Source organism: Streptomyces sp. SCA2-17 (assembly GCF_044336695.1).
The window spans coordinates 587055-599287 of sequence record NZ_CP117521.1; the positions used below are offsets into that span (position 1 = coordinate 587055).

The following is a 12233-nucleotide window of genomic DNA, read 5'->3' on the forward strand; positions in this document are numbered from 1 at the left end:
ACTAGTGCAATGGAGTTCGCAATGACTGCTGCTGCGCCGTCCGTCCCGCACGAGCAGCCCGTCTCGCACAAGCAGCCCGCCCCGTACGAGCAGACCGAGCGGACCACGCCGACCCGCGTCCGCGAGCGCGCCTCGTACGACCGCGAGACCGTGCACGCGATCCTCGACGCCGGATACGTCTGCCACCTCGGCTTCGTGCGCGACGGGGCGCCGGTCGTCCTGCCCACGCTCTACGGGCGCGTCGGCGACCGGCTCTACGTGCACGGTTCGACGGGCTCGCGCCCGCTGCGCGCCGCGGGCCGCGCGGGGGAGGCGGGCATGCCCGTCTGCCTGACCGTCACCCACGTCGACGGCCTCGTCCTCGCGCGCTCCGCCTTCCACCACTCCCTCAACTACCGGTCGGTCGTGGTGCACGGCTCCGCCCACCAGGTGACCGAGGAGGCCGAGAAGCGCGCCGCCCTCGACGCCCTGGTCGAGCAGGCCACGCCGGGCCGGTCGGCGGACTGCCGCCCGGCCTCCGCCAAGGAGCTCGCCGCGACGGCCGTGCTCCGCCTCGACCTCGCCGAGGTGTCGGCCAAGGTGCGCACCGGCGGCGTGAACGACGAGCCCGAGGACCTCGCCCTCCCCCACTGGAGCGGCGTCGTGCCCGTGGCCCCGGCGTACGGCACGCCCATACCCGACAAGGACCTCGCCCCGGGCACTCCGCTCCCGGCCTACGTCGCCGCTCTCTGAACGGTCCTGAGCGGTCCGGCCTGAGCGGTCCGACTTGAGCAGTCGGGCCTGAGCAGTCGGGCCTGAGCAGTCCCGGCGCCCGCCGGTCAGGGCCGGGCCGGGCTCGACTCAGCAGGCACGTCCTCCTGGGCGTCGGCCACCGCGCCGCCGCCCTGGGCCACCGGCGCCGCCGCGGCCTTCTTGGGCGTGGAGGACTGGGCGATGAAGGCGCCCGCCAGCACCACGGCGCCGCCGAGGGTCTGGGGAGCGGAGAGGTGCTCGCCGAGCAGCACCCAGGCCAGCACGGTCGCGACCACCGCCTCCAGGCAGGCGACCACGCCCGCGACCTGCGGCGACAGCCTGCGCACGGCGAGCACCCCGGTGAGGTACGCGGCCACGGTGGCCACGAGCACGACCCAGCCGAGGAGCAGCGCGGCCGGCACGTCCGTGCCGTTCATCCCGGCGCTCCCGGCGAGCACGGACCAGTCCATGCCCCAGGGCCGGGCGACCGCGGTGAGGACGAGGGCGCCGACGAGAAGCCCGTAGGCGATCACGCCGAAGGGGTCGGCAGGCTCCTCGCCGTCGCTCCCGTGGTCGCACAGCACGAAGTAGCCGACCTGGCAGCAGGCGGCGCCGAGGGCCAGCAGCAGGCCCACCGCGTCGAAGCTCATGCCCGACCACACCTCCACCACGCAGGCGAGCCCGGCGACGGCGAGCACCACGCCCACGGCCGCGGCACGGCTGACCGGCCGGCGCTGGACGAAGCGCACCCACCCCAGCAGGAGCGCCGGACCGAGGTATTCCACGAGCAGCGCCACGCCGACCGGGATCCGGGATATCGCGGCGAAGTAGCAGGCCTGCACGCCGGCCACGGCCAGCAGGCCGAATCCGGCGAGGAGTGCGGGGCGGCGAGTGACGAGGGCGCGGTGGCGCCAGGCGACCGGCAGCAGCACCAGCGCGGCCCCGGCAGCCCGCAGCCACACCACGTGCAGCGGGTCGAGGCCCGCCTGGATCAGCGGCTTGGCCGCGACACCGGAACCACCGAACGCGAGGGCGGAGACCAGGGCGAGGCCCAGGCCCGCACTTCTCCCTTGAGAGGCTTGCATCGGCACATCATGCCAGCCGATGACATGACCGTCACTCCTCAATGGTCATGACGTACCGATCAGGGAATTCCAGGCGCCGGCGCCGCCATGACGTCACGGCACCTCACGGCACCTCATGGCTCATCAGGTCGAGATCGGCCGCCAGCGCCGCCGTGTCCACGCCCGCGCGGCGCATGACCTCGGCCGCGCGGCAGCGGTGGTCCAGGGCGAGCGCCGCCAGGAGGTCCACCCCTTCCGCACGGTCACCGCCCCGCGCGCAGGCCCGGGCGTACGCGCCCTCCATGGCGGTGGCCGCCGCGGGCGACCAGCGGGGCGCCCGGCAGTCGAGGAGGACGGGCAGCGAGCCGGAGTCCTCGACGGTGCCCCTCCAGCGCAGCCCGTAGCCGATGGTGCGCTGGACGAGATAGCCGAGCAGCCGTACGGACCGGCCCTTGCCCCGGCCGTTCACGGCCCGGCACACGGCGGGGTCCGCCTCCATCAGGGTGTGGAGCAGGTGGGCGGTGTCGACCTGCCCGTCCCCGTCCCGGACGGCGCGCCTGCGGGCGCCCGTGACCGCGGCCGCCAGCTCGGGGCTGAACAGGCCTTCCCGGGCGACGCCCGTCGCCCCCTTGTCTCCTATGCGGCTCTGCACCCTCCCACCCCATCAGTCACGAACCGCCGGGTCATCCCCGTAGGGGAGCATTCGCGCATCCCACGGCGGTTGGGTGCGCACCGCGGATTCCTCCTCCTTGAGGAGGACGGGCGCGCCATCGTTCTCAGGGGTGTTCCCGGACAGAAGGCGGGAACACCCTTCGCGGCCGCACAATCGGCTCAGCCCTCGTCGGCGAGGATGAGGTAGAGCTTCTTGCGCGATTCGTTGATGACGTCGAGGGCCTTCTGGCGCTGCTCGGGGGTGCCGGTCTTCCACACCTGCCCGAAGGCCTCCAGCAGTCCGAAGCCGGCCTGCCGTATCTCCTGCGCCGCCTCCCAGTCGACGCCGCGGCCGGCGTCCTCCCAGGGGGCGTCGGGGCCGGCCTCGGCCTCGGTGCGGCCCTCCGCGGTGAGGCTGAACAGCTTCTTGCCGCCCTCGCTCGCGCTCTCGATCAGGCCCTCGTCCTCCAGCATCTGCAAGGTCGGGTAGACCGACCCGGGGCTGGGCTTCCAGGCACCGCCACTGCGCTCGGCGATCTCCCGGATCATCTCGTAGCCGTGCATGGGCCGGTCCTTCAGCAGGGACAGGATCGAGGCGCGCACGTCGCCCCTCCTGGCCCGGCCGCCGCCGTGGCCTCCCCGCCCACGGCCCCAGGGCCCGCCGCCGAACGGCGGCCCCCCGAAGCCGGGGCCGAAGGGCCCGAAGGCGGCCCGGCGCCCGTCGAAGTCCCCCGCGCGGCGCGGGCCGGGTCCATGGTGCTCGTATCCACGTGAACGTCGCATGACGTTCCTCCCATCGTTGATCACTGTCGCCGATCAACACGGTCGCTGATCTGTCGCGACACGTCAACGATATATCGGAACCGATCGCCTGACAATACCCTCCCCGCGGCCGGCGGCACCGGGCCCCGCGCGCCCGCCCGGGCCACATTCGGCGAATTGGCCCTGGCCCGGGGGTTCTTCGAGGCCGTAGCGTCCGGCTATGCGCATTCGAATCGTCGACGCCTTCACCGACCGCCCCTTCGCCGGCAACCCGGCCGGGGTCGTCCTCTTCGACGGGGCCTTCCCCGAGGACGACCGGCTCCAGAAGATCGCCGCCGAGGTGAACCTCTCCGAGACGGCCTTCGCCCGCCCCCTCACCGGCTCCCCGCAGGGCGCCGACTGGGCGCTGCGCTGGTTCACGCCCCTGACCGAGGTCGACATGTGCGGCCACGCCACGCTCGCCACGGCGCACGTCCTGCACTCGACGGGCACCGCGACCGGCACGGTCCGCTTCGCCGCGCGCTGCGGCACCCTCGCCGCGACGGCGCATGAGGACGGGTCGATCACCCTGGACTTCCCGACCGCACCGCTCACCCCCGCCGCCCTCCCCGACGGCGCGAGCGAAGCGCTGGGCGCCGAGGTGCGCAGCGTCCACGACACCGGCCCGCACATCGGCGACCTGCTGGTCGAGCTGGCCGACGAGAAGACCGTACGGGCCCTGGCCCCCGACGTCCGGGCCCTCGCCCGGCTCTCCCGCCGCGGCGTCATCGCCACCGCCCCGGCCGAGGACCCGTCCCGCGGCTACGACTACGTCTCGCGCTGCTTCTTCCCGAACGTCGGCATCGACGAGGACCCCGTCACGGGCAGCGCGCACACCGCGCTCGCCCCGTTCTGGTCCGCACGGCTCGGCCGCGACGACCTGACCGGGCTCCAGGCGTCCGCCCGTACGGGCCTGGTGCGGACGGGGCTGCGCGCCGACCGCACGCTGCTGACCGGCTCCGCCGTCACGGTCATCGACGGCGAGCTCCTGGCGTAGGCCGCAGCCGACGGCCTGACGGCCCGCCGGCGCGGGCGGGCCGTCAGGCCGTCGGCAGCCAGCCCACCTTGCCCGCGAGCAGCGCGTACCCCACGAACGCCACGATGTCGATCAGCGCGTGCGCGGCCACCAGCGGCCCGACCCGCCCCCAGCGCCGGTAGAGCAGGACGAAGACCACGCCCATCACCATGTTCCCGAGGAACCCGCCGACCCCCTGGTACAGGTGGTACGAGCCGCGCAGCACCGCACTCGCCGCGAGCGCCGCCGCGGGGGTCCACGCCAGCTGCCCCAGCCGGCGCAGCAGGTACCCGACGACCACGACCTCCTCCAGCACCGCGTTCTGTACCGCGGACGCCACGAGGACGGGGATCTTCCACCACACGTCGGGCAGCGACTCCGGCACCACGGTCAGGTTGAAGCCCGCCGCCCGCACGCCGAGGTAGAACAGCAGGCCCGTGCCGCCGATGGCCGCCGCCAGGCCGGTGCCGCGCGTCAGGTCGAAGCCCGGGCGGTCCCGGTCGAGCCCCACCGCGCGCAGGCCCGGCACGCCCTCGCGCAGCAGCAGGTGCGCCACCAGGAAGACCGGCACGAGCGCGGTCGCGATGCCGAAGACCTGCCAGGACAGGTCGAGCCAGGGGCGGCCGGGGGCGTGCGAGGCGTTGAGGTTGGCGGCCTGGTCCTTGAGCCCGCCCGGCCGGGTGAGCGCGCCGGTGAAGCTGATCAGCGACGAGACCGCGCTGGCTCCCAGGGACAGCGCCAGGACGAGCAGCGTCTCGCTGCGCAGCGTGCGCCGCCCGGTGGCCGCGCCGGGCGGCGGGCCGGGCCTGGTGCCCGGCACGACGCCGTCCTCGCCCTGTGCGTTCTGCCGCACCTGCGCCTCCCCTTCCGCCCGCCCCACCAGCGGAGAGGCGCCGTACCGGGCCGCCCGAGGCGGCGGCCGCCGTCACAGCTTGCCCGACGCGCCGGTGCCCGCGGGGCAGGGGGTAGGGGTGAGAGGGGATGTGTCCGCCGGGCCGGCACAGGCTGCCCGCTCCCGGAGCAGCGCGTCAGTCCCCGGGGCCCGCCGGCCACGTGTGCACCGGTGCCCCCGTGCGCATCAGCTCGCAGTAGCGCCGGGTGGTGACGGCCAGGGCCTTGTGCCGGTCCAAACCGCTCTCCAGGGCCCGGTGGTACGCGGCGGCCTGCCAGGTGGCGCCGTTGGTGCGGCGGCGGCAGCGGCCCTCGATGACGCCGAGGTAGCGGTCCCGGTCGGAAGGTTCCACGCCCCAGGCGTCGAGCCCGGCCGCGGCGAGCGGCAGCAGTTCCTCCAGGACGAGCCGGACGGCGGGCACCCGTTCCAGGGCGCCGGCGCGCCCGCCCGCCTTGGGCCAGCGCAGCCAGGCGTCGATGCCGTGCCGGCAGGCGGCGTCGAAGTTCTCGGCGGCGACGGTGAACGGCATCCTGCTCCACACCGGCCGCGGCTCCTCGGCGAGCGCCCGGACCAGCCCGTAGTAGAAGGCGGTGTTGGCGATGACGTCGGTGACGGTGGGGCCCGCGGGCAGCACGCGGTTTTCGACCCGCAAGTGGGGCACGCCGTCGGCGACCCCGTAGACGGGCCGGTTCCAGCGGTAGACCGTCCCGTTGTGCAGGGTCAGCTCGTGCAGCATCGGCACGCCGCCCTCGTCGAGCACGCGCACGGGGTCCTCGTCGTCGGAGATGGGCAGCACCGGCGGGAAGAAGCGCAGGTTCTCCTCGAACAGCTCGTACGCGGAATCGATCCAGCGCTCGCCGAACCAGGTGCGCGGCCGCACCCCCTGGGCCGTGAGCTCGGGCTGGCGGGTGTCGGTGGACTGCACGAACAGCGGCGGGCGGGACTCGCGCCACAGCTCCCGGCCGAAGAGGAAGGGCGAATTGGCGCCCACGGCGATCTGCGCGGCCGCGACGGCCTGCGCGGCATTCCACACGGCGGCGAACCGGCCCGGCGTCACCTGCAAATGCAACTGCACCGACGTGCAGGCGGCTTCGGGGGCGATCGACTCGGCGGTGCAGGTCAGCCGTTCGACGCCCTCGATGTCGATCGTGAAGTGCTCGCCCCGGGCGGCCACGACCTGCGCGTTCAGCATCGCGTACCGCTCGTCGGCGGAGAGGTTCGCCGAGACCAGGTGACGGTCCTCCAGGGTCGGCAGAATACCGATCATCACGATCCCGGAATCGACCTCCATGGCTTTGCGATCGGCATAGTGGAGAGTAGTGCGCAACTCTTCCGCAAGCTGGTCGAGGACGCTTCCTGAGAGCCGGTGCGGAACAATATTCACTTCCAGGTTGAACCGGCCGAGTTCGGTCTGGAAATCACCGCTGGCGATACGCTCCAGCACTTCGGCGTTCACCATGCTCGGCATCCCGTCGGCCCCCGCGAGATTCAGCTCGATCTCCAGGCCCATGAGATTCCTGGGACGGTCGAAACGCTTCTCTTCCAGCAGTCTCGCCAGTGCTTCCAGGCACTGCCGGAGCTTTGCCCGGTGGCGCTGCCGGTCGGCGAGGCCGATGCCCCCGGCCACGACCTTGTCCCCCATTGCAGGGTCCCTCCTCACATGGGTCGCCGCGGCGCCGGTGGCTCGCGTCACGGTCGATGATGCCCAGCCAATGTGATCGATAACGCCCCGCCGGGACCGCATACCCGCTAGGCTCTTGGCAACGCATCCGGTGGCACATTCCGTGGGCATGAAGGGCCGCCCGGGCATTGCCTATAGCACCGGTGACAGCGCTGGTGATAAACACCGACGAGATTCGGCCTACCCTGCCCGGGGAAGAATACGAGGTGGCGTGCCCGGCCATGGCACAGAATCACCGAAATCACCCCCTGACGGGGCCCTGATATCCCCTTGCCGGAAATACCGGCGACAGCTAGCCGAAACACCATGTGAACACGTGTCGTATAAACTTCGGGAACGAGGCGGAGAGTAGGCGCCCGGCCCCGGCTGCCGGTAAGGTCCCGGCCCCCCTCTGACCCCGCACGCCGACAGCGTCGTCCGCACCCTGCCCAGCACCACGTGTCTCCGAAGTGAGAGGCGACCCACCATGCCGCTGCATGTCCCCCCGGCTCCTGCGCCCGCCCTGCGCAGTGTTCTGAGCGCCCTCGGCTCCCCCTCCGCCGTGCGCGAGGCCCGCACCCCGTCGCTGAAGGCCGCGCAAGGGCCGCTGACCCCCGAACTCCCCCTGCCCGTCCACGTGCTGGAGCAGGTCACGGGCCGCGGGGGCGCGCCGCGCAGCCGGCTCACCGGCTGGCGGTTCCTGATCCGCGGCGCGGAACGGGTGGTGGCAGCGGGAGAAACGGTGCGGACCGCGGACGGCTGGAAGTTCGCCCACTTCTGCGAGGGCCCCTACCTCGCCTCGACGGAGCGCGCACTGCGGCAGGCAGAAGCGCTGGCGACTCCGTACCAGCCCCGGCTGCTGTCCGTGCCCGAGCTCTACATGCTCACCCTCTGGCTGCACGGGGACGTCACCGCCGACGCCTCCTCCGGGCTGCCCGGGCCCGGCGACCTCCTGGTGCCGCTCGCGCCCGCGCCGCCGGGCATCGCCGCGCACCGCCCCCACCGGTTCGCCGAGCTGTTGCCCGTCCTGACCCTCCGTCTGACGCCCCCGCCCCTGCTCAAGACACCCGCCTGAGCGGGCTCCCGCCCCGCTCCGCCGCCCGTGCGCCCCGCGGCCGCCGCCGCGGGGCGCACACGTGTGCTCATCCTCCTGGGCTAGCCCGTACCGGCCACGTACAACCATCCGTCCGGACAGTCGCGTTGGGGGCAACCGCCCGCACGGGTGACGCGTCTCCAACGAGTGAGGAGCGCTGCCGGGAAATCCCTGCGGAATCTCGCCCGTGGGGCAACACTGGTATCGACCAACCGATTCGCCAACGGGGGGCGGCATGAACACCGAATCGAGCCGCACGACAGCCACCACATCACAGCGAAAGAACCTTCCCATGTGCCAGCACCAGCCCACGTGCCCCTCAGCCGACTCCGCCGACCGGGAAGCCGCGCACCTCGTGGCGCACCACCCGGAGCAGGGCTGGAGCCTGCTGTGCAACGGCGTCCTGCACTTCGAGGACACCGGTGAGCTGCTGCCGGACGGCCGCGTCATCGCGCCGCACCGGCCGCTGGATCCGGGGAATGTGGTGACGGCCGCCTGAGCTCGCACCACCGCACCAGCACCGCACGCACTGCACGCACCGCACGCACAGCACCGCAACTGCGCAGAGGGGCCGGCCCGGCGCCATCGCCGGACCGGCCCCTTCCAGGCTCGGCTCCTATGAAGACGCGGGCCCCTCAGGAGGCCCGTCGCCCCGATCAGCCGTCGTAGTCCTCCAGCGGCGGGCAGGAGCAGACGAGGTTGCGGTCGCCGTAGGCACCGTCGACGCGCCGCACCGGCGGCCAGTACTTGTCGGCGGCGGAGACCCCGGCCGGGAAGACGGCCTCCTCACGGCTGTACGCGTGCTCCCACGCGCCCGTCACGGACGCGGCGGTGTGCGGGGCGTTCCGCAGGGGGTTGTCGTCCTTGTCCCACTCCCCCGAGCCGACCTTCTCGATCTCGGCGCGGATGGCGATCATCGCCTCGCAGAAACGATCCAGTTCGGCGATGTCCTCGCTCTCCGTGGGCTCGATCATCAGGGTGCCGGCCACCGGGAAGGACATGGTCGGCGCGTGGAAGCCGTAGTCGATCAGACGCTTGGCGACGTCGTCGACACTCACGCCGGTGGCCTTGGTCAGCGGCCGCAGGTCCACGATGCACTCGTGCGCCACCAGGCCGTTCGGGCCGGTGTAGAGCACGGGGTAGTGCGGCTCCAGGCGCTTGGCGATGTAGTTGGCGCCCAGGACCGCCACCTGCGTGGCGCGCCGCAGACCCTCGCCGCCCATCAGCCGGACGTACGCCCAGGAGATCGGCAGGATGCCGGCCGAGCCCCACGGGGCCGCCGAGATCGGGCCGACACCCGTCTCCGGGCCGGCGGTGGGCTGCAGCGGGTGGTTCGGGAGGTACGGGGCGAGGTGCGCACGGACGGCGACCGGGCCGACGCCGGGACCGCCGCCGCCGTGCGGGATGCAGAAGGTCTTGTGCAGGTTCAGGTGCGAGACGTCGCCGCCGAACCGGCCCGGCTTCGCCAGGCCCACCAGGGCGTTGAGGTTGGCGCCGTCCACGTACACCTGGCCGCCCGCGTCGTGCACGGCGGCGCAGATGTCGGCGACGTGCTCCTCGAAGACGCCGTGCGTCGACGGGTACGTGATCATCAGGACGGACAGCTCGTCGCGGTACTGCTCGATCTTGGCGCGCAGGTCCTGGACGTCGATCTCGCCGTCGTCGGCGGTCTTGACGACGACGACCTTCATGCCGGCCATCACGGCGCTCGCGGCGTTGGTGCCGTGCGCCGAGGACGGGATCAGGCAGACGGTGCGCTGCGCGTCGCCGTTGGCGCGGTGGTAGGCGCGCACGGCCAGCAGGCCGGCGAGCTCGCCCTGGGAGCCGGCGTTCGGCTGGATGGAGACCTTGTCGTAGCCGGTGACCTCGGCGAGCCGCTCCTCCAGCTCGGTGATCAGCGTGACGTAGCCCTGGGCCTGCGCGATCGGGGCGAAGGGGTGCAGCGCGCCGAACTCGGGCCAGGTGACCGGCTCCATCTCGGTCGTGGCGTTGAGCTTCATGGTGCAGGAGCCGAGCGGGATCATGCCGCGGTCCAGGGCGTAGTCCCGGTCGGCGAGGCGGCGCAGGTAGCGCAGCATGGCCGTCTCGGAGCGGTGCTCGTGGAAGACCGGGTGCGTGAGGTAGTCGCCGGTGCGCAGCAGGGCCTCGGGGAGCGCCTCGGCGGCCACCGCGTCGAGCGCCTCGACGTCGCCCGCCACGCCGAACGCGGCCCAGACGGAGGCCAGGTGGGCGCGGGTGGTGGTCTCGTCGCAGGCGATGCCCACGTGGTCGGCATCGGTCAGGCGCAGGTTGACGCCGCGCTCGCGGGCGGCCTCGACGACCTCGGCGGCCCGGCCGGGGACGCGCGCGGTCAGGGTGTCGAAGTACGTGCCGTGGACGAGCTCGACACCGCCGGCGCGCAGGCCCTCGGCGAGGATCGCGGCGTAGCGGTGGGTGCGGCGGGCGATGGCGGCCAGGCCCTCGGGGCCGTGGTAGACCGCGTACATGCCGGCCATGACGGCGAGGAGCACCTGCGCGGTACAGATGTTGCTGGTGGCCTTCTCGCGGCGGATGTGCTGCTCGCGGGTCTGCAGGGCCAGGCGGTAGGCCTTGTTGCCGTCGGCGTCGACGGAGACGCCGACGAGGCGGCCGGGGAGGCTGCGGGCGAACTGCTCGCGCACCGCCATGAAGCCGGCGTGCGGGCCGCCGAAGCCCATGGGCACGCCGAAGCGCTGGGTGGTGCCGACCGCGATGTCCGCGCCGAGCTCGCCGGGGGGCGTCAGCAGGGTCAGGGCCAGCAGGTCGGCCGCGACGGTGACGACCGCGCCGAGCTCGTGCGCGCGCTCGATGACGGGGCGCAGGTCGCGCACGGCGCCCGAGGCGCCGGGGTACTGGAGCAGGACGCCGAAGACGCCGCGCTCGGCGATCTCGTCAGGGATGCCCGCGCTCAGGTCCGCGACGACGACCTCGACGCCGGTCGGCTCGGCGCGGGTCTCGATCACGGCGACGGTCTGCGGGAGGGTGTCGGCGTCGACGAGGAAGACGCCCTTCTTGACCTTGCCGACGCGGCGGGAGAGGGACATGGCCTCGGCGGCGGCGGTGCCCTCGTCGAGAAGGGAGGCGCCGGAGGTGGGCAGCCCGGTCAGGTCGGCGACGACGGTCTGGAAGTTGAGCAGGGCCTCCAGGCGGCCCTGGGAGATCTCCGGCTGGTACGGCGTGTAGGCCGTGTACCAGGCGGGGTTCTCCATGACGTTGCGCAGGATCACCGGCGGGGTGAACGTGCCGTGGTAGCCGAGGCCGATCATCGGGGCGAGGACCTCGTTGCGGCCGGCCAGGGTGCGCAGCTCGGCGAGGACCTCGGCCTCGCTGCGGGCCTCGGGCAGGGCCAGGGCGCCCACGCTCCTGATCACTTCCGGCACGGCGGCGGCGGTGAGCTCGTCCAGCGAACCGAAGCCGACCTGGGCGAGCATCTTCGCCTGGGCCTCGCCGTCGGGGCCTATGTGGCGGCGCTCGAAGGGCGTGTCCCGCTCCAGGTCGGAAAGGGCGATGCGGTGGGCAGTCATCTGCGGAGGCCTCCTGGTCGTTGCGACCTGCGAGGGGTACCACGGCGCGGGTACCCGGACGGCCTCCCCCTCTGTCATCTCAACCTGAGAGCTTCACCGGTCCGCGGCGCGCGCGGGCCGGCTTTCACCGTCGGTGAGGGAGGGCTTCGGCGCGCTGTCGCTGACCGGGCCCGCCCTGCTTTCCAGAGTGACCTCATCCGTGCGGTACGGGTGCCTGAGAGATTCCGGGGAGGATTTGCTCCTTCGGCGCCTCCGTCGACCCCGCTGGGCGGGCTTGCGGAGGACTCTCCCGCACGGATTCTGCGGCCACTCGCCAGCCTACCAGCGCAACTTTCCCGTGGGTTCTCCCGAGTGGCCGCTTCCCGCTTTGTGTTTTTGGGTGGGAGAAGGCGCCGATCCTGGGAGGAAACCGTGCAGAGCGACATCGATCCCCGGAGCCTGATCGGCTGGAAGGTCTTCGACCGGGACGGGACGAAGGTCGGCACGGTGGACGAGGTCTACCTGGACGACGCGACCGGCGAGCCGCTGTGGGCGGCGGTACGGACCGGCTTCTTCCGGCGGGACGCGTTCGTGCCCCTGGCCACGAGCGAGGTGGCCGGGCAGTCCTTGCGCACCGCGTACGACCGGGGGCTGATCAGGGACGCCCCCGACTTCGGCGTGGGCCGCCACCTCTCCCCCGAACAGGAACTCCAGCTCTACCACCACTACCACCTCCCGATCCCGGGCGAGCCCCCGGCTCCGCCCGCGGGCCCGCCCTCACCCCCGGGCCACGGCCCACCCCGG

The 12233-nt window shown here is 73.0% G+C and carries 10 protein-coding genes, 1 pseudogene and 1 riboswitch; of the genes and pseudogenes, 5 read left to right on the top strand and 6 right to left on the bottom strand.

Going from position 1 to position 12233, the window contains the following annotated elements:
* Nucleotides 1–21 precede the first annotated feature (21 nt).
* Entirely contained in the window at nt 22–732 is a 711-nt protein-coding gene (locus PS271_RS02550; protein ID WP_398379701.1) for a pyridoxamine 5'-phosphate oxidase family protein, read from the top strand.
* Nucleotides 733–818: 86 nt separating this feature from the next.
* Here PS271_RS02550 and PS271_RS02555 read toward each other — a convergent pair whose 3' ends face one another.
* The 3 genes from PS271_RS02555 to PS271_RS02565 all read right to left on the bottom strand — a co-directional run bounded on the left by PS271_RS02555 (nt 819) and on the right by PS271_RS02565 (nt 3230).
* Nucleotides 819–1817, bottom strand: a complete 999-nt coding sequence (locus tag PS271_RS02555; protein WP_398379703.1) for an EamA family transporter — start codon at nt 1815–1817, stop codon at nt 819–821.
* Nucleotides 1818–1920: 103 nt separating this feature from the next.
* Entirely contained in the window at nt 1921–2448 is a 528-nt protein-coding gene (locus PS271_RS02560; protein WP_398379705.1) for a Clp protease N-terminal domain-containing protein, read from the bottom strand.
* A gap of 179 nt (nt 2449–2627) precedes the next feature.
* Nucleotides 2628–3230, bottom strand: a complete 603-nt coding sequence (locus tag PS271_RS02565; protein WP_398379707.1) for a PadR family transcriptional regulator — start codon at nt 3228–3230, stop codon at nt 2628–2630.
* A gap of 199 nt (nt 3231–3429) precedes the next feature.
* On the opposite strand from PS271_RS02565, the gene PS271_RS02570 reads away from it, so the two are divergent.
* The gene (locus tag PS271_RS02570; protein ID WP_398379709.1) at nt 3430–4245 is read left to right on the top strand and encodes a PhzF family phenazine biosynthesis protein; all 816 of its coding nucleotides are present in this window, start codon (nt 3430–3432) and stop codon (nt 4243–4245) included.
* 43 nt (nt 4246–4288) lie between these two features.
* Here the strand turns inward: PS271_RS02570 and PS271_RS02575 are convergent, their stop codons facing one another.
* Together PS271_RS02575 and PS271_RS02580 are read right to left on the bottom strand one after the other, a co-directional pair.
* A complete protein-coding gene (locus PS271_RS02575) occupies nt 4289–5083 on the bottom strand; it encodes a CPBP family intramembrane glutamic endopeptidase (protein WP_398386636.1) in 795 nt (264 codons plus the stop codon).
* A gap of 208 nt (nt 5084–5291) precedes the next feature.
* Complete coding sequence (locus PS271_RS02580; protein WP_398379711.1) at nt 5292–6797, bottom strand: glutamate-cysteine ligase family protein; 1506 nt, start codon at nt 6795–6797, stop codon at nt 5292–5294.
* Between the two features lie 505 nt (nt 6798–7302).
* On the opposite strand from PS271_RS02580, the gene PS271_RS02585 reads away from it, so the two are divergent.
* Entirely contained in the window at nt 7303–7890 is a 588-nt protein-coding gene (locus tag PS271_RS02585; protein ID WP_398379713.1) for a hypothetical protein, read from the top strand.
* Between the two features lie 310 nt (nt 7891–8200).
* Entirely contained in the window at nt 8201–8407 is a 207-nt protein-coding gene (locus tag PS271_RS02590) for a DUF5999 family protein (RefSeq protein ID WP_356287298.1), read from the top strand.
* A 157-nt stretch (nt 8408–8564) separates the two neighbouring features.
* On the opposite strand, the gene gcvP is transcribed toward PS271_RS02590, so the two are convergent.
* On the bottom strand, nt 8565–11450 hold the full coding sequence (gene gcvP, locus PS271_RS02595) for an aminomethyl-transferring glycine dehydrogenase (RefSeq protein ID WP_398379715.1): 2886 nt from the start codon (nt 11448–11450) through the stop codon (nt 8565–8567).
* A 192-nt stretch (nt 11451–11642) separates the two neighbouring features.
* Nucleotides 11643–11752, bottom strand: a riboswitch (glycine riboswitch).
* 109 nt (nt 11753–11861) lie between these two features.
* On the opposite strand from gcvP, the pseudogene PS271_RS02600 reads away from it, so the two are divergent.
* Nucleotides 11862–12218 (top strand): annotated as a pseudogene (locus PS271_RS02600) (PRC-barrel domain-containing protein); the annotation flags it as partial.
* Nucleotides 12219–12233 lie beyond the last annotated feature (15 nt).